At 36.0% G+C, this 22,164-nt stretch carries 17 protein-coding genes, 1 pseudogene and 1 riboswitch; of the genes and pseudogenes, 6 read left to right on the forward strand and 12 right to left on the reverse strand.

What is annotated here, in order from left to right:
* Nucleotides 1-123: 123 nt before the first annotated feature.
* Nucleotides 124-338, forward strand: a pseudogene (locus ACIQ7L_RS15245) (transposase); the annotation flags it as partial.
* A gap of 97 nt (nucleotides 339-435) precedes the next feature.
* On the opposite strand, the gene ACIQ7L_RS15250 reads toward ACIQ7L_RS15245, so the two are convergent.
* Nucleotides 436-1,002, reverse strand: coding sequence for a hypothetical protein (locus ACIQ7L_RS15250; protein WP_400570360.1), 567 nt, complete (start codon nucleotides 1,000-1,002; stop codon nucleotides 436-438).
* Between the two features lie 16 nt (nucleotides 1,003-1,018).
* Nucleotides 1,019-3,508 (reverse strand): alpha/beta fold hydrolase, encoded by a 2,490-nt coding sequence (locus ACIQ7L_RS15255; RefSeq protein ID WP_400570362.1) that lies wholly within the window; start codon nucleotides 3,506-3,508, stop codon nucleotides 1,019-1,021.
* Nucleotides 3,509-4,074: 566 nt separating this feature from the next.
* Here ACIQ7L_RS15255 and ACIQ7L_RS15260 point away from each other — a divergent pair.
* Nucleotides 4,075-4,338 carry a hypothetical protein gene (locus ACIQ7L_RS15260; protein ID WP_400570364.1) on the forward strand — a complete coding sequence of 88 codons (264 nt, stop codon included), beginning with the start codon at nucleotides 4,075-4,077 and terminating at the stop codon, nucleotides 4,336-4,338.
* A gap of 498 nt (nucleotides 4,339-4,836) precedes the next feature.
* Here ACIQ7L_RS15260 and ACIQ7L_RS15265 read toward each other — a convergent pair whose 3' ends face one another.
* The 4 genes from ACIQ7L_RS15265 to rlmD form a co-directional block, all read right to left on the reverse strand.
* Nucleotides 4,837-5,547 (reverse strand): M48 family metallopeptidase, encoded by a 711-nt coding sequence (locus tag ACIQ7L_RS15265; protein WP_400570366.1) that lies wholly within the window; start codon nucleotides 5,545-5,547, stop codon nucleotides 4,837-4,839.
* Between the two features lie 121 nt (nucleotides 5,548-5,668).
* Nucleotides 5,669-6,199, reverse strand: coding sequence for a YehS family protein (locus ACIQ7L_RS15270; protein WP_400570368.1), 531 nt, complete (start codon nucleotides 6,197-6,199; stop codon nucleotides 5,669-5,671).
* Nucleotides 6,200-6,634: 435 nt separating this feature from the next.
* Nucleotides 6,635-7,612, reverse strand: coding sequence for a tRNA dihydrouridine synthase (locus tag ACIQ7L_RS15275; protein WP_400570430.1), 978 nt, complete (start codon nucleotides 7,610-7,612; stop codon nucleotides 6,635-6,637).
* A 20-nt stretch (nucleotides 7,613-7,632) separates the two neighbouring features.
* Complete coding sequence (rlmD, locus tag ACIQ7L_RS15280) at nucleotides 7,633-9,012, reverse strand: 23S rRNA (uracil(1939)-C(5))-methyltransferase RlmD (RefSeq protein WP_400570370.1); 1,380 nt, start codon at nucleotides 9,010-9,012, stop codon at nucleotides 7,633-7,635.
* A 120-nt stretch (nucleotides 9,013-9,132) separates the two neighbouring features.
* Nucleotides 9,133-9,234: riboswitch (purine riboswitch) on the forward strand.
* A gap of 397 nt (nucleotides 9,235-9,631) precedes the next feature.
* Here rlmD and ACIQ7L_RS15285 point away from each other — a divergent pair.
* The 3 genes from ACIQ7L_RS15285 to ACIQ7L_RS15295 all read left to right on the forward strand — a co-directional run bounded on the left by ACIQ7L_RS15285 (nucleotide 9,632) and on the right by ACIQ7L_RS15295 (nucleotide 12,413).
* Nucleotides 9,632-10,828, forward strand: a complete 1,197-nt coding sequence (locus ACIQ7L_RS15285) for a NupC/NupG family nucleoside CNT transporter (protein ID WP_400570371.1) — start codon at nucleotides 9,632-9,634, stop codon at nucleotides 10,826-10,828.
* A 149-nt stretch (nucleotides 10,829-10,977) separates the two neighbouring features.
* Nucleotides 10,978-11,151, forward strand: coding sequence for a hypothetical protein (locus ACIQ7L_RS15290; RefSeq protein ID WP_400570373.1), 174 nt, complete (start codon nucleotides 10,978-10,980; stop codon nucleotides 11,149-11,151).
* A gap of 176 nt (nucleotides 11,152-11,327) precedes the next feature.
* Nucleotides 11,328-12,413 carry a polysaccharide deacetylase family protein gene (locus ACIQ7L_RS15295; protein WP_400570374.1) on the forward strand — a complete coding sequence of 362 codons (1,086 nt, stop codon included), beginning with the start codon at nucleotides 11,328-11,330 and terminating at the stop codon, nucleotides 12,411-12,413.
* 134 nt (nucleotides 12,414-12,547) lie between these two features.
* Here ACIQ7L_RS15295 and ACIQ7L_RS15300 read toward each other — a convergent pair whose 3' ends face one another.
* Complete coding sequence (locus ACIQ7L_RS15300) at nucleotides 12,548-14,131, reverse strand: vanadium-dependent haloperoxidase (RefSeq protein ID WP_400570375.1); 1,584 nt, start codon at nucleotides 14,129-14,131, stop codon at nucleotides 12,548-12,550.
* A 251-nt stretch (nucleotides 14,132-14,382) separates the two neighbouring features.
* Here ACIQ7L_RS15300 and ACIQ7L_RS15305 point away from each other — a divergent pair, with 251 nt between their 5' ends.
* Nucleotides 14,383-15,612, forward strand: coding sequence for an aminopeptidase (locus ACIQ7L_RS15305; RefSeq protein ID WP_400570376.1), 1,230 nt, complete (start codon nucleotides 14,383-14,385; stop codon nucleotides 15,610-15,612).
* A gap of 284 nt (nucleotides 15,613-15,896) precedes the next feature.
* On the opposite strand, the gene ACIQ7L_RS15310 is transcribed toward ACIQ7L_RS15305, so the two are convergent.
* The 5 genes from ACIQ7L_RS15310 to gabT form a co-directional block, all read right to left on the reverse strand.
* Nucleotides 15,897-16,748: a hypothetical protein gene (locus ACIQ7L_RS15310; RefSeq protein WP_400570378.1), complete on the reverse strand. Its 852-nt coding sequence runs from the start codon at nucleotides 16,746-16,748 to the stop codon at nucleotides 15,897-15,899.
* A 318-nt stretch (nucleotides 16,749-17,066) separates the two neighbouring features.
* Nucleotides 17,067-17,390 (reverse strand): DMT family transporter, encoded by a 324-nt coding sequence (locus ACIQ7L_RS15315; protein ID WP_097894927.1) that lies wholly within the window; start codon nucleotides 17,388-17,390, stop codon nucleotides 17,067-17,069.
* 271 nt (nucleotides 17,391-17,661) lie between these two features.
* Nucleotides 17,662-19,113 carry an NAD-dependent succinate-semialdehyde dehydrogenase gene (locus ACIQ7L_RS15320; RefSeq protein WP_400570380.1) on the reverse strand — a complete coding sequence of 484 codons (1,452 nt, stop codon included), beginning with the start codon at nucleotides 19,111-19,113 and terminating at the stop codon, nucleotides 17,662-17,664.
* Nucleotides 19,106-20,473: a sigma-54 interaction domain-containing protein gene (locus ACIQ7L_RS15325; protein ID WP_400570382.1), complete on the reverse strand. Its 1,368-nt coding sequence runs from the start codon at nucleotides 20,471-20,473 to the stop codon at nucleotides 19,106-19,108. Before ACIQ7L_RS15325 ends, ACIQ7L_RS15320 begins: the two co-directional genes overlap by 8 nt.
* 151 nt (nucleotides 20,474-20,624) lie before the next feature.
* The gene (gene gabT / locus ACIQ7L_RS15330; RefSeq protein WP_400570384.1) at nucleotides 20,625-21,989 is read right to left on the reverse strand and encodes a 4-aminobutyrate--2-oxoglutarate transaminase; all 1,365 of its coding nucleotides are present in this window, start codon (nucleotides 21,987-21,989) and stop codon (nucleotides 20,625-20,627) included.
* Between the last annotated feature and the right edge of the window lie 175 nt (nucleotides 21,990-22,164).

A 22,164-nucleotide genomic window follows, 5' to 3' on the forward strand; every position in this document is an offset into this window, starting at 1 on the left:
ATTATGTTTATTGTAGAGTTAATTATTTACCTAATACTCTTTTTGATATACTAGAGTTAATATAGTCATATGGACACAACTTAGTTAAGTCCTTACAATGGGTTTCAAGAAGGAAGTGTCCGTATGACTAATAAGAAATTTAATGAAGAGTTAAAAAAATGGTTGTTGAATTATATCGTTTGGGACAACCTGTCAAACAATTAAGCAGCGAGTATGGCGTATCAGAAGTAAACGTTTATAAATGGATTAAAATATATTCTCCTATCACATCAGTTGATGAAGATGAAATGACGCTAGAAGATCTAAAACGGATGAAAAAAGAAATACTTCGACTAAAATATATAATTAGATACAAATAAAAAGGTTGACCCGTTATTCCCTCAAAAGTATCCATACCCCCTGAGGAATCTTTTAACAACTAGCCAACCTTTTTTATTATGGATATACTACTTCTTCATTTAAATGAATTTGGACAATTATCGGATGTTTAATTATACCTTCCAACAAATAACCATACTCTAGCCAATCGACTTCGGAAGAACTATCTCTCCCCTTCAAATATATAGTTATTCGACCATTTATCACTTCTTTATGCTGATCAACAGAAATTATCGTTCTTTTTACCTTTATATCAATAGGTAACTCTGCTTCCCAATTTTTAATGTTATGTTTAATCCTTTTCTTTGTTTTTGAATTATGATTCTTTTGTAGTTCATGGTATTTCAATAAAAATACAGAAAAAAAAGTGGTCAGTGGCATTAAAACAGGTAAGATTCCCAGCGCAAATGTAAGATGATTAGGGTATATAACTATCCCTATAATCCAACATATAAGCCAGATACTCTCTCCTAAAATAATAAGTCTAAATGAATTTAGAGTTGTAAATAGCCCCAATAAAGAATTTTGATTTTCTTCATAGGTTTTATTGGCTTTATAGGTGAATAAAATAAAGAAGAGACCACCAACAATATATAACATCCAAAAACTTAATTTCATATACACGGTGGCACCTCCTTTTTTATTCTACCTTAAATATATGCGTCTCAAGTGGCTTCATTCTGGCAATAGCATCTCTAAATTCAAATCTTATTTTCTTAACCTCTTTCGAAAGGTGTCCAACTGGAACATTAAATGAATATACCCCCTTACCATTGCTTGATATAGCAGAATAAAAAACATCCAAATCTTTATTTAGAGTCGGCATTAAAGTATATTTCACTGATGGTTCAATCCCTTTTACAGTATCACCTTCAGCATCATAAATTAAAAAACTAATTTTCACATTTTCTTGCTGCCTATTTATGATTTGAGAATGAAAATCTAAATATACCTCTAATTTAGGCATTAAATCAATTATATATTCTATATCTTCAAACCTTATTGTTAATATTTTTGCTGACTTTGGGATTACATCATATAAGTTTTTCTCGACCTTATTTATATACACAGAAACTAATGATTGCTCACTGGCCTCTGATAATAAACTAACAACATCGTTAATGGTACCATTAAAACCATCTTCACTCCAAATCGTTTCTACCAATTCACTAAACCCTTGATTAAAACGTATCCAAGAAGTTTTTCGTCCGAACATATCTTCCGCCTGTACTAATAATTCCACTTTTTCAAAAGGCTTAAACTTTATAGGTTTCTGGTATTTATGTTCAGTTGCGCCATCGTATCGATAACTATACTTATACTTTCTTACCCCTTCATAATACTCTTCTAAAGATAAAGTACCACCGAAGTCAGGGTTCAATTGTACTTTATAGAAAATCTTTGGTTTAGATTCTATATAGAAAACACGTTTACGAATTTCTTCTTCGTTGTCCAAAACGTCTAAACTGTAGTACTCTATTAGATTTTTACCATTAACCAGTCCATTATCCAATGTTAAATGTATTTCATTCTCGTATCTTCTCCAATTACCATTATTAACTCTGTATCTTGTTTCTAAATGTTCAAATTTACTTTTATTCACCTTAAAAGTTACTTTAATCCCTAAATCATCGAAATGTCCGCTCTCCCCTTTGCCCTTTGGTTTCAAATAAACCCTAGTTCGCGGCGGTTCAGAATATTGGTCTTCAGGTACATCCACAGTGATACCTGTAACCTCTATAACTTGTTCCTCCTCGACTTCACCTGCTGTATAGACTTTAGTTATAGGTTTATCATCCTCAAATTTAGTCTTAATAATTGTTTTTCGTGAAGGATCTGCATCTAACGATGGGAATTTTGTTAGGGTTCTTAATCGTCCTTTTACAAAACTAATTGTCTCTATTTCAGTTCTTCCTTCATCATAGGCTTCAACTTCTATATTAATAGGCTTTAGCTTATTGTAAATTAAGTACGTAGCTTCTCCAATTGTATGTCTTGTAATATCCTCAAAAGGTTTATTTACACTTTCTTCCTCACCTTCAAACTTAACTTCTACTGGACAGTCTATCTTATCCATTATCCAATCTGTTCGTGGAATATAACTTGTTTCTACTCCGGCAACACTCTCTACTTTTCCCTTCTCAAGAAGGTTTGTAATCCATTTGAGAACTGAATCATGTAACACTAAGCCTCCATGGCTAGCATGTGCATAAACTATCTCCTTGCAATTAAAAGGTGGGATAGCAGAGTTTAATGGAACCGTACCATCTCCATCAACGGTTTCTCCAATACGATCTCGTCCGTTCTCTCCTAATCTCAAAACCCCTAGAGTTCCTTGATTTACTCCTATTACGTTATAATGCTCTATAGATTGGGGCCATTGACAACTAAGAGACTGATGAATTTTTTTATTTAGCGAATACACAGATTTTATCGAACAACCATTTAATCCCTCGACATAGTCCATACATTCAAGCCACCTTAAAGCCCTACCTTGATTCGTTAAAAAGTTATTTGCTAAACAATACCTAGCTGAAGGTAGCAATTGGTAACTCGATGGGAAAGTCCTAGCTATTTCTCTAGTAGTCTTCGCACTTGGGAAGAACCTTCCCTTATCATCAACACCATAATTTAAAGCTTTCACGGCATCTGGAGAACCTTGCCACGGTGTTCCTATAGTGATAACTTTCTTTATATTCGGCAGTATTTTCTTTTCGTGAGCCCATTGCACATAAGTATGTGCAAGTAATCCCCCCATACTATGAGCCACAATATAAACTTCCTCTTTTCCGAATTGCTTTAATAATCTATGTAAGTCCTCACAAGTTTGCCATAAATCTTTTCTCCAGTCATAACCATAAGGGTGAAATTGACATCCATCCTTATTCAAGTTAGATAGTTCCCTTATGATATCCGCATATACTATGCTCTTTTTCACTGTACTTCCAAAAATCCTTACTCCATATTCAATTGGACTTCCAGGTCTTATTTTATCTTTCTTCCCATCTATAATTTTCAATCTCTTTGCACTAGATTCTCTTAAAGTGAACCACCGTTTCGTACCACCAAACATATTTCCTTCTATTAGTTCTGATCCCATTACACCGGGTATAAATACAATATGCTTCATATTTTAATACTCCTCGTTTAATTTCCCTAAATATTATTAAATCGATTCTACCATTTAAAACAAATTTTACACGTTTTTTCCAGTTTGTAAGTAGTTAATAGATTTAGAAAAAAGATAAATCTATTAAAATAAAACTTGCCTTTTATCTCTCTAATGGTTGTATTACATATACAGAATAAAAACATCCAAGATCAGAGCCGCCCCCTCTGTCAAAACGCTGTCGTTTTAGTAAGTTCGACATGGAAAACTACTGAAAAGAATAACCGTGGGATTGCCCTTAAGTCACGCAGAAGAAGAGGTCCGGTTAGTTAAGCCGATGCAGAAAATCAACGTAGCAATCATTAGGCAAGGTCTTTACTGCTTATTCAGACTGGATTGTGAGCCTTAGAGGAGTGGGAACAACTTCTTGCAGTAACAGTTCGGTGGAACGTTTCGATTGGCTACGGTCAATGGCGCTTGTCACGATATACGCGGGCGAAACTGCGTATGCTTTTAGTTAAGCAAATGACAAGTTGAGAAATTCAGGTATAAAACAGCAGCAGATAGATCGACAAAGAGAAAAATTAGTGGACTCGTTTTTATTCGAAACAGAGGGATATTGCGCGAAGTGGAAAGAATACCCTAAATACCAGCAGTATCAACTACTATTAAATGAAAAACAACTGTTATTGAACAAGCTAGATGAGATGAAGAAAGCAATGGGAGAGAACACAAAAATTGTTGAACTCGTTACGCACTATTTAAAAGAACAATGTTATTCCAGCTTCAAACGAAGAAACGTCAAATCCAAAACGAACCCACTGCCGCTGAAACCGAAATTGATTTCCTAAAGAAAAAGAAACTGGACCATATCAATTTATATACCGAAGAGGTTATTACTAAAGCAGAGCTACAAGAATATCGAACATTAACCGATCAAAAGATACAAGATTTACAAATCTTATTGCGCAACTCCAGAACAAACTGAAGGAATGTACAGAGGAAAGTTATTCAATTAATCTAAGTAAGACACTAAAGGAATTCCTAACATTAAAAGGCCTATCTCCTCAAGTATTACATTCATTATTCAAGAATATTATCTGTTTAAATGAAGGCAATATTCTTATTCATTACAACTTCATTAATCCTTTACAAGAAATAGAAAAAGGCAGCGCCCCCATATTATAGAGGGCTAACTGCCTTATTTTAAAGTAAGCACCGCCACACACTCCACATGTGCAGAGTGTATGTGGCAACACAATGGGATGTTTGTGAGTTCAGTTATAAGAGAAAAAGCAATTATAAACTAAAACTGTAGTTCAATAATAATCGCTCCAACGATGTCACTGCTAAACAGTCATTTTCCAACTCGATAACGCTAACCAGTCTTCCAGTTCCTTATAATCAGGCATTATCTTCCCAACAAGACGCCAAAAGGATCGATCATGATTTAAATGCACCATATGGCACATTTCGTGAACGACTACATAGTCAATTACCCTCTGTGGTGCCATTGCTAACTTCCAATTAAACGTTAACTGTAGATTTGAATCACAGGTACCCCATGTGCGATTACTATCTGTAATACGAATAGAACGCGGTTTTGTTTTGAAGTTATTTTGATGTGCTTTAATACTCTTCTCCACTAACGCTTTACACTGCTTATAGTAAAATCGTTTTAAAGCTTGTTGTATTTTCTCATTCTTAAACTCTTTCACATAAATATGTAGCTTATCTCCTTCAAACACCGCATTGTCTTGTTGAATACTTGCATCTTGAGAAATCTGTATCGGATATGTGTTCCCTAAATACAGAAAGCCCTCTCCTCCCTGGTCATAAGCCTTTTCCTGTGCCCCACGCATTCTCTCCTGCATTTCCTTACGTGTTTTCTGAATCCAATCCCATTTCTCTTCTAACAACTGGATTATATATTCAACAGGCGTCCCTTTCGGAGCTTGCACTTCCACATTCCCATAAGAATCTACATAAAGACGTACTGATTTTTTCTTCTTATAAGTTATATGAAAATTAATTGTCTCACCTAAATATGTATGTATCATTTCATCACCTAGCGTATTTGTTCTTGTTATTTTTACAAATAAAAAAGAGTAGGCTACAGACGTCCTACTCTACCTATTATATCATTTACTGTTTCAACATAAATGTTACAACTCTTATTCCTTATCCTCTATACTTTACAGCTAATCCCTTTACGAAATTCCTTGCGTATCTATCGCCGCACTCTTTGTAATTCTTATGGCCTTTCTTTCTTAATAAAGCGCCTAGTTCTCCTTTTGTCACCTTAACTCCTACACTGTCTAATATATCAAGTACATCCTCACTCGTTAAAGATAGTGCTATTTTCATTTTCTTTAGAAGAAGGTTATTGGCACTCTCATTGCCCTGTAAAGGCATCGCTTGCCCAGCCGGTTGCCCTGGTTTCGGATCTTGCTTTCCTCTTTTTAAAGTAATAAATCCATTTAAAAATGACTCTAACATCACCATATCGCATGTTAGTACGTAATCATCTTCAATTACATCAGCATTTTCAGCTTCGTGCTGGGGGCTTTTCTTTATTTTTGTAAGCATATCAACTACTTCTTCTTTCGTTACTTCCATGCCACCAAGTTTAAAGATTTCCACCATATCTATATCTTTTATATCCATAGCATATCTTACTCTCTTTAATATATCGTTGTTGCTCATTGCCATTGTTTTTCCTCCTGAAATGTTAAATATAGTAATGCTTTTAGCATGTATAAATTAATGTCGTTAAATTAATACTTTAACATTTTAGAGATAGGTTTTGTAGTCTTACCCGACCTTTTCTCCATCATTGTATCTATGGATCGCTTACGTGTTTGTTGTATACCTATAAAAAGATTTCGCTCATAGCATTAACTAAAAGAAAAAACAGTGCTTTGATTTCTCAAATACACTGTTTTTTTCCAGATCGACGCTTATTTTAAACTCAACCAAGCCACACACTCCACATATCCAGAGTGTAGGTACTGGTGGTTTTATTACATTCTTAAGAACTTCCTCTTTCAGAAAACAGACTTTCTCAAAACAAAAGTTGTCGGCTAACTGAATAAAATAAGTACACATGATTTGATGTAATCCATTTCCCCTCTAACTTTTTAAGAGTTACATCATTTCACTGTCCCCGTCTTTTTCAAATTTATCAAGCAATGCACGCACTTCATCTGTTGATTTCGTGCTCATCAATTGATTTCTTAATTCAGCAGCTCCATGGAATCCTTTTACATAAATTTTGAAAAAGCGATGAAGCCCTGTGATTGAACGTGGCAGTACTTCCGCATATTGATCTTGAAGATCAAGCTGTAGTCTTAAAAGATCAAGGTGTTCTTTACTGCTATGCTCTTTTGGCTCTTTTTCAAAAGCAAAAGGATTTTTAAAAATACCTCGCCCGATCATAACGCCATCAATACCATATTGTTCAGCAAGCTGCATCCCAGTTTGACGGTCAGGAATGTCTCCATTGATTGTTAGTAGCGTATTGGGTGCGATACGGTCACGTAATTTTTTGATCTCCGGAATTAGCTCCCAATGCGCATCTACTTGGCTCATTTCTTCTCTTGTACGTAAATGAATAGAAAGGTTCGCAATATCCTGTTTTAAAATATGCGTTAACCACTCCTCCCACTCATTTAACTCCTTAAAGCCAAGTCGTGTTTTCACACTGACAGGCAATCCGCCCGCTTTTGCTGCTTGAATAAGTTCTGCCGCAACGTCTGGACGCAGAATAAGGCCACTACCTTTCCCTCTCGATGCCACATTCGGTACAGGGCAACCCATATTAATATCGATACCTTTAAATCCTAGCTCTGCCATGCCAATACTCATTTGACGGAAATATTCGGGATTATCCCCCCAAATATGTGCCACTATTGGCTGTTCATCTTCTGTAAAAATCAAACGGCCACGCACACTTTTCATACCCTCTGGATGACAATAGCTATCCGAGTTTGTAAACTCTGTGAAAAATACATCCGGTCGACCGGCTTCACTTACTACGTGACGAAAAACAACATCTGTCACATCTTCCATTGGTGCAAGTACAAAAAATGGTCGTGGTAAATCACGCCAAAAATTATCTATCATTTCAAACTCAAATCCTCTCACTATGGATACAACTTCAACCAAGCCACACACTCCACATGCGTAGTATGCGGGAACATATCAACAGGCTGAACCTCCTGCGTTTTATACCCACCTTCTTCAAGCACCTTCAAATCACGAGCAAGTGTCGCAGGATTACATGATACATACACAACACGCTTTGGCTTCATGTCGATGATCGTGTTTAATAATGCTTCGTCACAACCTTTACGCGGTGGATCGACGACGATTGTGTCAGCAATGATGCCTTCTTTGTACCAGTTTGGGATGACTACTTCTGCTTCTCCTACTGCAAATTCAGCGTTTGTCATGTTGTTTAATGCAGCGTTTCGGTTTGCGTCTTCGATTGCTTCTGGGACGATTTCAACGCCGTATACTTTCTTTGCCTTTTGCGCTAGGAATAACGAGATTGATCCGATTCCGCAGTATGCATCGATGACTGTTTCGTTTCCATCTAGTTTTGCGTATTCTAATGCTTTGTCATACAGCACTTTCGTTTGTTCTGGGTTTACTTGATAGAAAGAACGTGCTGAGATGGCAAACTTAATGTCACCGATAAAGTCATAAATATATTCTGATCCGTATAAGACTGTTGTTTTGTCTCCAAAGATTACATTTGTACGTTTTGTATTTACGTTTTGGACAATTGATTTTACATTTGGGAACTTCGCTGTAATTTCTTCGATGATCGCCTCTTTGTTTGGAAGTTCTGCCGTACGTGTAATGAAGACAAGCATAATTTCCCCTGTTACTTGTCCATACCTAGCCATTACGTGACGAAGCGTTCCTTTATGGCGTTCTTCGTTGTACGCTGTGATGCCGTATTTTTCACAAATACGTCTTACTTCTTGAATTAAAGAATCGTTTTCTTCAGCTTGAATTAAGCATGTCTCCATATTAATGATGTCATGCGTTCCTTGACGGTAGAAACCTGCTACAAGTCCGCCTTCACGTTCTCCAATTGGTACTTGTGCTTTGTTTCTGTATACCCATGGATTTTTCATGCCAAGAACAGGGTGAACAGGTACATCAGAAAGTCCACCGATGCGCTGCATTACGTCACGAACTTGTTTTTCCTTCGCCTTTAGTTGTCCTTCATATGTTAAATGCTGAAGCTGACAACCTCCGCATTGATTATATACGGGACACTCTGCATCTTTGCGATATGGGCTTTCTGTATGAAGCTTCATTAAACGGCCAAATGCGAAATTCTTCTTTACTTTAATAATTTTGATTTGTGCTTCTTCACCTGATAATCCGTTTTTCACGAAAATAGGATATCCTTTTACTTTCGCAACACCGGCACCATCATGTGTTAAATCTTCAAATACTACATCTATAAACTCGTTTTTTTCAACTGGTGGCGTCATTTTATTACTCATTTTCCGACCTCTCTTTTTCATAACACTGCGTTACATTTTACCATACTCCCTCGCTCTTTAGCCATTGGAAGAAAAAATCTATTGACGACAATTCTTTATTAATGTTACGCTACAACTAATTAAATACGGACGATGTTACCTCATATATACTTGATAATATGGATCGAGAGTTTCTACCTGGCAACCGAAAATTGCTGGACTATGGGGAAAACTAATAAATATTAGCTTTTTTGTGTATACGAAGACTCATATTGGTTAGCTTTCTCTCATAGATGAAAGTAAATCCATATGGGTCTTTTTTATTTTTTACTTTTCTAAAAGGTCAGACATCTTACGTATGACATGAAACCTCTTCTATTTTATTATATAAATCCATTTTGATTTTCAAGCGTATAAGTCGCGGCTATGACGAACAAAAGGTGACCTGCTCTCGTTTTCTCTTTTTGGTTTCACTTGGCATGGGGCAAAAAAAGGATCTGACCGCTTCTATGTATGGCTAGATGCTCTCTCCCACCTAAAAAGAAAGGGTTTATGCCGTTTTTTCAATTTGTATTTATATAGTTATATAACGAGCGTTTTATGTAAAAACTTTATACGAACTTCTGAAAGGGGCAACTACATGCAATATGTAATAAGCGTTATCGGCATTCTTGTCGTTTTAGGTTTATGTTTTGCTTTGTCAAACGATAAAAGTAAAATCAACTTCCGTGCAATTGCTATTATGATTGTTTTCCAAATTTTAATTGGTTGGTTTATGTTTAGCACAAAAATTGGTCAGCAGATCATCATTTTCATTAGTAAAGTTTTCAACAAACTCATTAAACTTGGTACAACAGGTGTCGATTTTCTCTTTAATGGACTCCACAGAGACTTTGTCTTTTTCTTAAATGTATTATTAATTATTGTCTTTTTCTCAGCACTACTTTCTATTTTTAGTTATTTAGGTGTTTTACCATTCATCGTTCGCGTTGTCGGCGGTGTCATTTCTAAAATTACTGGTTTACCACGCGTTGAATCGTTCCATGCGGTAAACTCTGTATTCTTTGGTTCAAGTGAAGCATTAATTGTTATTAAAAACGACTTACAGCATTTTAATAAAAACCGTATGTTCATTATTTGCTGTTCTGCTATGAGCTCCGTTTCAGCTTCTGTAACAGCATCTTACGTTATGATGTTAGATGCAAAATATGTACTAGCAGCATTGCCTCTGAACCTATTCTCTAGCTTAATCGTTTGTTCACTATTAACACCAGTTGATACAGAGAAAGAAGATGAAAAAATCCAGAAATTTGATAGAAATCTATTTGGCGATAGCTTCATCGGTGCAATGATTAACGGTGCATTAGATGGTTTAAAAGTAGCTGGTATCGTTGCCGCTTTAATGATTGCCTTTATCGGGGTTATGGAAGTTGTAAACTATGTAATTAGTGCAGCTTCTGGTGCACTGGGACACGCTCTGACATTGCAACAAATCTTTGGTTATATTCTTGCCCCATTTGCATTCCTAATGGGTATTCCAGCACATGATATTATCCAAGCTGGTGGAATTATGGGAACAAAAATTACTCTAAATGAGTTCGTGGCAATTCTTGATTTAAAAGAAATTGCAAAAACGTTATCTCCACGTACAGTTGGAATCGTTACCGTATTCTTAATTAGCTTCGCAAGTATTAGCCAAATCGGTGCGATCGTTGGTACAATCCGTGCTCTTTCTGAGAAACAAGGAAGCGTCGCATCTAAGTTTGGTTGGAAAATGCTATTTGCATCAACACTTGCTTCTATTTTATCCGCTACAATTGCTGGATTATTTATTTAATAACGTGAAAATCTCCATCATACGATTTGTATGATGGAGATTTTTTTATTTTCCTCTCTTACTTTAAAATTAGCTTAATTCGCATTTCTAAATATACATAATATGTATTTTCGGTGTTATAATTTGTAAAAAATACATCGGAGGACTTTATGAAATTTCATGCTCTCGCTGATTTTTTACATTTATTAATTTTAAGTATGAAAAGCTATTATATGTGGGGAATGCCCATTTATGTATTTATCATCCCTTCTATTTTTGTATTAGGTTATATCATTATCGCTTCTAACAAGAAGAGAAAAAGAAGTGCCATTCGAAGTAGCTAATCTATTTTTCACTATAACCAGTTCCCTCAAAAATCATATTCCCCTCATTTTCTCCAAATGATATGATGAACAAGGGTATATCATTACATATATTTGAAACGCCCCATCACTTTTTATAGCGGTGGGGATTTCACTGTAATAGCGCGCAACATAATACACAATAGAAGGTGATCGTTATGAGAAAATACGCAGCAATTGCTTTATGTACATCTGCGATTCTAGCAGGCTGTACGACGAGTAATGCCAACCAAGAACCTAAAAAAGAGAAAAAGGTTCAAGAACAAGTAAAAAAACAAGAAGAGACTGTGCAACCACAAGGCAAAATTTCTTTTGATTCCATTACACATGAATCTACAAATACATCTATTCGTATGACAGATGTAAAAGACTCTTTAACTGAAGTGCAATATAAAATTTGGCGTACTGCGGATGGAAAAGAAAGTGCAAAATCTTTTTCATCTAAAGAAAAGGACAAGCAGTTTACAATTCCTTTTGATGTAAAGGAATTTGAAGGCAAACGCGGTGAATATCAAATTGAAGCATCTGGTGTAAAAGAAGATGGAAAGAGTATTCCGCTCACAAAATCTACTATTACATTCCAGCAGCATGTTCCTATTCTCATGTATCACGCCATTGATGATTATCATGGGCAAGGAATTAAAGATTTATTTGTATCTCCTGCCAACTTTGAAGCACAAATGAAGTACTTAAAAGAAAACGGTTATACGTTACTAACGTTTGAACGTTGGAATGATATAAATAAAGTCAATAAACCTATTTTTGTTACGTTTGATGATGGTATGAAAAATAATATGAATGCATTTCGCGTTTTACAAAAGTTAAAAGATGATACATTTAAACCAACCGCAACCGAATACATGATTGTTGATAACGTTGATGTAGAAGGTGCTTTATCCTCTGCAGAGATAAAAGAGATGGTTGACTCTGGTATCTTCTCTGTACAATCTCATACTGCAACACATGCTGATTTACCGAAAATCACAAACTATGAAGGAGAGTTAAAGGGCTCAAAAGAAAAACTAGAAAAGATTACAGGAAAGCCTGTTATTGCCATTGCATATCCATTTGGGCATGTCGATGATAAAGTCGTAGCAGAAACGAAAAAATATTATCAGTTTGCAACGACAACAAAACCAGGGCAATTCATTACGAAAGGCGAACCTGATGAGCTTTTAAAAATGAAACGCGTTCGTATACATAACACTACTACAGTTGAACAATTTGCATCTTCCATTAAATAAGTAAAAATAGCACTTAATATCATAAAAAAAATGAGTACGATACTTTGAGCATCGTACTCATTTTTACAATAAAGGTTAAAAATATGGCACGCTTTCAGCATACAAATGAAGAGATTCTTTTTATTATTATCCCATTAAATTGTTATAGTCTCACCATTGAACTTAGTAAAGGAAAATCCTTTAAACTTTTCGTTGTAGGTTCCTTTATGGTCTTGAAGGATTCCAATTGCTACTGCTTCACCTAGATTTAAGCCCTCAATCATGTCAGAACGCCAGTGAACACCAGCTATATCACGACCGATACCAATATTGGAAGCAAGTTTATTCAATTCCCCTCCCACCTTCAAAGGTTTTCCTGAGTAAGGAAGCAAAGAAAGACCATCTGAACTCGCTACAACTGGTTTGGGAATTACAAAAGATTCATTAAAAAATGCCTTCAATACAGTGACACCAGCTCCTACAATACAAGCATGGCCAGCTGGATAAGCTGGATGGGCCGGACAACCTTCAGGATAGGCCATAGGCAGTAAATAAGTACCAAACCTGCTAAAAACTTCAGAAACAGCTTGCGAATCCAGTAATTCTGGATGAATAGGATAATTGGTACCACCTGTTAAATGATTATGAACACGTCCACCAAACTCTTCAGGGCGGATTCTACGGTGAACTAAAAATTTTTGGAACCAAGCAGCTTCGAGTGCTGCATTTGCCGTCCTACCCACCAAATCTAGAATATGTGGGGCACCGAAGGTAACAAAACCAACTTGAGTTTCTGAATACAAATAAGGATTATTGGGTGATAATGCTTCTTCTCCAAAACTGAGTAACATTAAACATGCAGAAAGGCAGGCCTGGTAGGAAAAATCCCGATGAACGAATTTACCTAAATCACGCCCATTGCGGATATAGCGAGGGGTAGAATCGAGTAAAAGATCATTCGGAGATAAACCGTTTTGAATATCCAACCATTCTTTATAAGAAGTCATATAGTCTTTACTAGGTAATGCAGTACGATATCGTTGGACAATTGTTGTAGCTCCATAGGGGACATCTTTCCATAAAAATTGAGAGATATAAGGTCCGATAAGGTCACCTGGTGTACCTCCACGAAACAAGGTACCTGTAGTAACTTCCCCCTTAACTTTCGGCCCACGAAAATCCGATAAAATTGATAATTCAGAAGCAGCCGTATGGGTAAGCGGATTGCTATCATATTCCGTAAAAGGCACATCACGTATCAATGCCTGCCAGTACAATTCAGTCATTTCACTTGCCATCCAGGCACTACTAAAAGCTGGTGGTACAGCGACACTTAAATGATGAGAATCTGGCCCTACAAGTCCATAAACATAAGCAGCTTGCGGATTGGTAAGCTTTACATCACCACCGAGAGTTAGACGTTCAAAATCATATGGTTTCCCCTTCTGAAGTGCCAAACTCCATTTATTATAAGCAGAGAGGTCAACTTCACCCAAGCCATTATGCGGCAGGGTTTTAGAAAAACTAGCGATTTTATTGTAAAAAAGCTTTTCGTCTTCATTACATAGTTGGCTTGGAAGAGGAAGATTTTTTTGGTAATTTGCAGCTTTAAGACGAATCTGAAATGCCTTGTCACGACGCCTACATGGAGATATAGGTCCTATATCACAATCTTTTTCTTTCTGTCTCATATGTGGTGGATGCCAAACTTCTCCTTTTCGATTAGAATCTTTTGTCATGTTCCCATCCTTCCATACTCTATCTTTATGTATTCATAATAAATAAAGATAGAGTAATCTATTTCATTTTGAATTCTATTTAATATATTCATATCAACCTAATCATGCCACTAAATCGATTACCCTTTGTTGTCACAAACAGTCGAAGAAACAAAAGATCGGGATTAATATAACCTAGACTCTATTTATATTTTTTGAATTTTCTTGTATTATATGAAATAAGAAATTTTTTTAATAAAGGAGATTATCATATGTCATTTGAAAAAACGTTAGAAAAATATGCTGCTCTTGCAGTTAATGTCGGTGTTAATATTCAGCCTGGACAAACATTATCAATTAATGCACCGCTTGAAGCTGCTCCATTTGTACGCCTTGTTACAGAAAAAGCTTATAAATCTGGTGCAAAGCATGTATATGTCGATTGGAACGACGAAATATTAACTCGCTTGAAATTTGATTTAGCTCCCGAAGAAGCATTTGCTGAATTCCCTTCATGGAAAGCTCATGCACGTGAAGAATTAGCAAAAGAAGGCGCAGCCTTTATGTCTATTTATGCGGAAAACCCTGATTTATTAAAGGGTGTAGATGCAAAACGAATTGCAACTGCTCATAAAGTTGCTGGCGAAGCGATGAAAGTATACCGTGATTATGTACAGGCTGATAAAGTAAGCTGGTGTGTAATCTCTGTTCCTACAAAAGAATGGGCTGCAAAAGTATTCCCTGATGTAGCACCAGAACAACAAGAAGAAAAACTATGGGATGCAATTTTCCAAGCAACTCGTGCAAACCTAGAAAACCCTGTTGAAGCATGGAAAGAACATGATAAAACATTACATACAAAAGTAGACTACTTAAATGAAAAACATTATAAAGCTCTTCACTATACAGGTCCTGGAACAGATTTAACAATTGAACTTCCAGAAAAACATATATGGGCGGGCGCTGGTAGCTTAAACGAAAAGAATGTACCATTTATGGCTAACATTCCAACAGAAGAAGTCTTTACTATGCCATTAAAAACGGGTGTAAATGGACAAGTATCAAGCACAAAACCATTGGTATTTGCAGGTAACATTATCGATAACTTTACACTGACATTCGAAAATGGACGCATTATCGACTATAAAGCTGATGTTGGTGAAGAAGCACTAAAACACTTAATAGAAACAGATGAAGGCTCACACTTCTTAGGAGAAGTTGCATTAGTACCTCATGATTCACCGATTTCTAATACAAACATTTTATTCTATAATACGCTATTTGACGAAAACGCATCTTGCCATTTAGCAATCGGGAATGCTTATGCATTTAACTTAGTTGGCGGTAAAACAATGACAAAAGAAGAACTTGCAGAAAATGGGGCAAACGCTAGTATTACACATGAAGACTTTATGATTGGTTCCGCGGAACTTGATATTGATGGTATTACAGCTGATGGTACACATGAACCAATTTTCCGTAAAGGTAACTGGGCATTTTAATAGACAATAAAAACGCTATATATACATCAATTAAAAAATCGACATACAACCCCTCTTTTTAGATGGGAGAGAGCATCTGGCCATGCATAGAAGCGGTCAGGGCCTTTTTCTGCCACATGCGATGTTTAAAAGTGCAGGTCATGTTGTATTCTGCATAGCAGGGATTTAGATGTCGAAAAATTAAAATGGATTTATATAGCTTAACATTCAGGATTTCCTAAGATAAGTTAGAAATATTACTACAATAAAAAACACTCTTTTTTAGAGTGTTTTTTATTGTAGTATTAATTATTTGAATTCTTACTCGTGTAACTTGCTTTAATCTCTTTGGCCTTAATTTGTATTTCATCAGTAATAACAATATTAATGTTTCCTGCTACTTTTTTGTATTCCTGAATTAATGAGTTAGCGTTTTGATTAAACGTTATTAAACTGCCGCTAGGAGACTGAACTTGTTCATTAAGAGCTGTTACAATTTCGAATATCTTTTTGTATTCTTCATATACTTCTTTATATTTATTAGGTTGTTCTTTTGCAGCTTCCGAAACTACTTTTAACTCTTTCCCCATACCTTCATAAAGTATATTAGCACCGCTAATCATTACTTTAGATTCTTCTTTCTTTGAAGATATAGCTGCATTGAAATCTCTTCGATTATTGATAGCATCTGACCATGTTGTAGAGTATCCAGATAATACTTGTGTTGCAAAAAATTCAAAGGAATCGATATCAGTATAAAAAGTTGCCGCTGATGTTAAATATTCCGCTTCTTGTTTCTTTTGAGCTTCAGCTTTCTGATAATCTTCTTGAATATTTGCAAGCGTTGATACAGTAGTTGCAAGAACGATTAATGATACTACTGATGCTCCAAATAATATGGCTGATGTGATGAACAATTTTTTCGCTTCCATTTTTTTTATGCTCTTAACTATTCCATTAATAAGAAAACCTAGCGATATAACAAAAGTAATTATCACCAAGAACGTAAAAGTAATTGCTACAGAATTCCCCAATATATAACCTAGTCCGAATCCAGTATCACCATATAAACTGTAACTCCTGAATAGACCAATTATAAACAATAAAGATAGTACTGCTACACTTATTAAAATAAGTGTCTTTCTAGATAATTTCACTCGTATTCCTCCAATAAGCTGTTTTTCTAAGATGTACAAAATGTAAGATTTACCGACCTATCATATCAAAACTCATCGTGATGATTTGTCGAATAATGTCGAAAATTAAAAGTTAATTAACATCATTAAAAGAAATTAACAGGAAGACTATTAAGAAAAACATTTATTCCCAAATACATATAATTTAACATGTAAATAACTAGAAAATGATGTAGGCAAGCTAAAGCAGAAATAGCCTTTTCACATATATATTCATCCTACATTTCAATATAAAAATTCGTGCAATCAAAAAAGCTATCTTCCTCAGAAGATAGCCTTTTACGATGCTGACGACACCTTCAATCCAATCACGCCTAGAACAATGAAAAGGATACAAAACGCTTGAAATAAGCTAATATGCTCCTTAAAAAAGTAGACGCTAATAATGGTAATAAGTAGTGTCCCTAAACCGGACCAGATTGCATACGCAATGCTTAAATGAATCTTTTTAACAACTATGGCAAACACGCTAAAACAAATTCCGTAAAATACGAAGATTAGTACACTTGGAACCAATTTTGTTAAACCATTTGATAACTTCATTGCGACAGTTCCAGCAACTTCAAATATAATCGTTACAAGTAATAATAGCCAATATACCATCTAGATCCCCTTATCTGTTAACTTATAGAGATTCTAGTATACTATTTTTATTTCTTTCCATATATACATCAATTAAAAAACCGACATAAAACCCCTCTTTTTAGGTGGGAGAGAGCATCTATTCATGCATAGAAGCGGTCAGGGCCTTTTTCTGCCACATGCGAAGTAACAACAGAAAGAGCAAACGAGTGCAGGTTACTTTTTATCCTACATAGCAGGGATGTAGATGTCGAAAAATGAAAATGGATTTATATAAACAAGATTGCACCTATTATAATCCTAATGAAATATATTTAATTTCTAGATACTCCTCGATTCCAAAGTGACCGCCTTCACGACCAATACCACTTTCTTTAAATCCACCAAACGGAGCTTGTGCAACGGATGGAAGTCCATCGTTTAAGCCAATAATTCCATATTCTAATGCTTCACTAATTTGAAATGCTTGGCTAATGTCTTTTGTAAATACATACGCAGCTAAACCGTACGGTGTATTATTTGCACGTTCAATGACTTCTTCTACCGTTTCAAATTTCGCAACAGGTGCAACTGGGCCGAACGTTTCTTCATTCATACATAACATTGTATCGTTTGCGCCTCCAATTACAGTTGGCTCAATGAAATGACCATTTAACTCTGTAAGTGTTTTGCCTCCATAGAGGATTTCGCCGCCCTTTTGGATTGCATCTTCAATATGCTCCTGTGCTTTTTCTACAGCGTTTGCATCGATAAGTGGACCTACAGTCGTACCTTCTCCAAATCCATCTCCTACTTTAAGCTGACCTACTGCCTTTTGAAACTTCTCTGTAAATTCTCCGTACACTGCTTCTTGTACGAATACACGGTTTGTACATATACATGTTTGTCCAGCGTTACGGAATTTCGAACCAATCACTGCTTCTACCGCTTTATCTAAATCCGCATCGTTCATTACAATAAACGGAGCATGCCCACCTAGCTCAAGTGAAACTTTTTTCATCGTTTTCGCAGCACCAGACATTAACTCTTTTCCAATTTCAGTTGATCCTGTGAATGAAACTTTTCTCACACGCCCATCGTCCATCCAAGTATCTGCGATTGCCTTTGCACTACCTGTTACAATGTTTAAAACACCTTTTGGAATGTCCGCTTCATGTGCTAATTCAGCTAATTTCAATGCAGTTAATGGTGTTTGACTTGCCGGTTTCACAACCGCTGTACAACCCGCTGCAAGTGCTGGTGCTACCTTTCTCGTAATCATCGCTGCTGGAAAATTCCATGGTGTAATCGCCGCAATAACGCCAACTGGTTGCTTCGTTACTAAAATGCGTTTATTCGGATGAGAAGCTGGAATCATTTCGCCGTATACTCGTTTTCCCTCTTCTGCATACCACTCTACAAAACTATTTGCATAGTTTACTTCTCCAAGTGCTTCTGCGAACGGCTTTCCTTGTTCTTTTGTCATAATCGCTGCGATTTCTTCTTTATTTTCATCAATTAGTACAAACCACTTTTTTAACTTTTCTGCCCGTTCAGCCGCTGTTAATTTTGACCAAGATTTAAAAGCCTCGTGTGCAGCATCAACTGCTTGCTTCGCTTCCGTAACTCCGCCCTTTGGTACAGTTGCAAATATTTCTTGCGTCGCTGGATTATTAATTTCAATTTGCTCTTGTAATTGAATCCATTCCCCATTTATATACATCGCTTTTTGATCTAAATTTACATACGTCGCTTTCTTATCCAATGTTTTCTTCCTCCTTTATGAATTTATTAATTTTCCTAGTAGCTGCAGATTGACTTATTTTCAAAAACTCTGCTACTTTGTAACTTGATCCATATGTTTTATACGCTTTAAGAATGATATTCCGTTCTACTTCCTCTAGCATTTTATAGAGACTTTGGCCGGATTGCTCAACTGTTGATTCCTGCATAGATAATGGTAAATCTTCTATCGTGACAACATCATCTGCAGTAATGACAATCCTTTCAATTACGTTTTCTATTTCTCTATTATTTCCTTCCCAAGGATACCCTACAAACATTTGTAAAGTACTAGGAGCTAGTTTCACATCGCGTCCATACTTTTCATTAAAGTGCTGTAAGTAGTGATAGATTAACGGCAAAATATCTTCCGTTCTCTCGCGAAGTGGAGGGATTTGAATAGGTATTACATTTAAACGGTAATATAAGTCTTTCCGAAACGTCCCTTGTTTTACCATTTCAGCTAAATCTCTATTCGTAGCTGCCACAATACGAACATCTACCTTTTTTAGCTCTCTGCCTCCGACTGGACGGAATGTTTTTTCCTGTAATACTTGCAACAGTTTCGCTTGAATTTCAAGCGGCATTTCACCAATTTCATCTAAGAAAAGGGTCCCTTTATGAGCTAACTCTAAAATTCCTTTTTTTCCTTCACGGTTTGCCCCTGTAAATGAACCACCTGAGTAACCGAATAGTTCCGATTCAATTAAATTTGTCGGTAATGCCGCACAGTTAATTTCATAAAACATTTGATTTTTCCGATGACTTACTTCATGCAAATGACGTACTAATCTACTTTTTCCTACTCCAGTCTCACCTAAAATAAGAACCGTACTATCTACTACGGATACTTTTTTGATTGTTGTAACTATTTTTTGCATAGCTACACTTTTAAAAATAAGCCCTTCATACTCATACGTTTCTCTTAACTCTTTTTTATATGTCTTTAACTGATTATCCATCTCCTCTACCTTTCTTCGTAATTGGTAGAGTTCAGTAAGATCACGTGAATAACTAATTACTCTTCGTAAATTCCCTTGTTCATCGAATACAGGCCTTGTACGAACATGTAAATATTCTCCTGACTTCGTTGTCTGAACAAGTTCAATTGGCTTTTTCTTCTCAATCACTTCTAATGTCGCAGATGGATAAAAAATCCCTTCTTTTTGTAACTCTTTTACATGCTTACCTACTAGCTCCTCAGCAGATAATTGATAGTGTCTTTCACATGTACTATTTACACGGACAACAGTGCCTTCCTCATCTGTTACAAAAATCTCGTCAAAAGCATATTCAAATACATCTTTTAAATCCATAAATGCTCGTTCCTTTTCTGCAACCATTCCAGCCACTCCTCAAATTCAAGTCCATTTCTTCACCTTAATACCTCTTACATTTCATTATAAAGTGAAATCTTTATTTAAGGGAATTTTCTGTACCTTTTCACAAAGTAAACGAGAATGGTCGCAAATATGTTATAGATGATTCTATTATTTATACACGAGCTATATCTGCTTGCTCAAAACACGCCTGCAAAGAATCTTCAATAATTGTAAGCCCTTCTTCTAATTGTTCATCTGTAATAACCAATGGCATTAATACACGAATTACATTCCCATATGTTCCTGCAGATAATAGAAGTAATCCACGCTTATTCGCTTCCGCACATAAATTTGCTGTTAATGCTTTATCAGGCTCTTTTGTTGCACGATCTTTAACAAGCTCAAATGCACACATCGCTCCTAAACCACGGACATTACCAATACAATTATATTTGTTTTTCATCTCTTCAAATCGATCCATCACAACTTTCCCGACCTGCATAGCTCGATCATTTAGTTTTTCTTTTTCTATTACATCAAGAACAGCTAGTGCCGCAGCGCATCCTAATGGACTTCCAGCATATGTTCCGCCTAACTCTCCTGGTGCCGCTTCATTCATCACTTCTTTTCGGCCAATGACGCCACTAATTGGAACCCCTGCACCTAATGATTTGGAAACAGTAATTAAATCTGGAACTACATCATAATGGTCAATTGCAAAATATTTTCCTGTACGGCTAAAGCCAGTTTGAATTTCATCAGCTACGAATAAAATGCCATGTTCAGAGCAAAGACGACGTACTTCTTGCACAAATTTTTTGCTTGGAACAATGAAACCACCTTCACCTTGAACAGGCTCCATTACAACGGCTGCTATGCTTTCTGGGGCAACTTCTGATATTAAGAAGTTCTTAAATTCTTCAATGATAAAGTTATCGTATTGTTCGTCTGTTAACCCTTCTGGGCGACGGTATTCATATGGGAATGGCGCTTTATATACTTCTGGAGCAAATGGGCCGAACCCGAATTTATAAGGCTTTACTTTACTTGTCATCGTCATTGTCATCAATGTACGACCGTGAAATCCTTTTGAAAACGCAATGATGCCAGGTCTTTTCGTATATTTCCGAGCAATTTTCACCGCATTTTCAACTGCTTCAGCACCGCTATTTAAAAATAGTACCTGTTTATCAAAACTTCCAGGGGCTAACGCAGCAAGCTTCTCTGCTAGCTCAATATAAGGTTCATACATCATTACATTAAAACCAGTATGAATATATTGATCTACTTGTTTATGCAGTGCTTCTTTAACTGCAGGATGACAATGTCCCACATTAATCGTTCCAATTGCTCCTGCAAAGTCGATAAATTGATTTCCATCTACATCTGTTACAAGTGCACCATCTGCTGACTGTACAAATGTTGAAATACCGTTACTCACACCTCTTGGTACAATATTTTGACGACGTTCTAATAAGGAAGATGCTTTCGGTCCTGGAATTTGTTCATTTACTTTGGCATACTTTTTTGTATTCATCGTTTCTCCCATCCTTTTCTATGCAATAGTTTTCTTTTTTCTATTGCAAGATGTATGCCAACTTATAAATGCAATGCCCTTCTAATTCTCTTCGTATTTCGACATATAAAATAAGTCTATAAAGACTTATTTTAAGTCCTTATAAACTTATTTTATTTGTACATTAGAGACTTCC

Origin of the sequence: Bacillus sp. NPDC094106 (genome assembly GCF_044764345.1) — a bacterium.
Lineage (GTDB): Bacteria > Bacillota > Bacilli > Bacillales > Bacillaceae_G > Bacillus_A.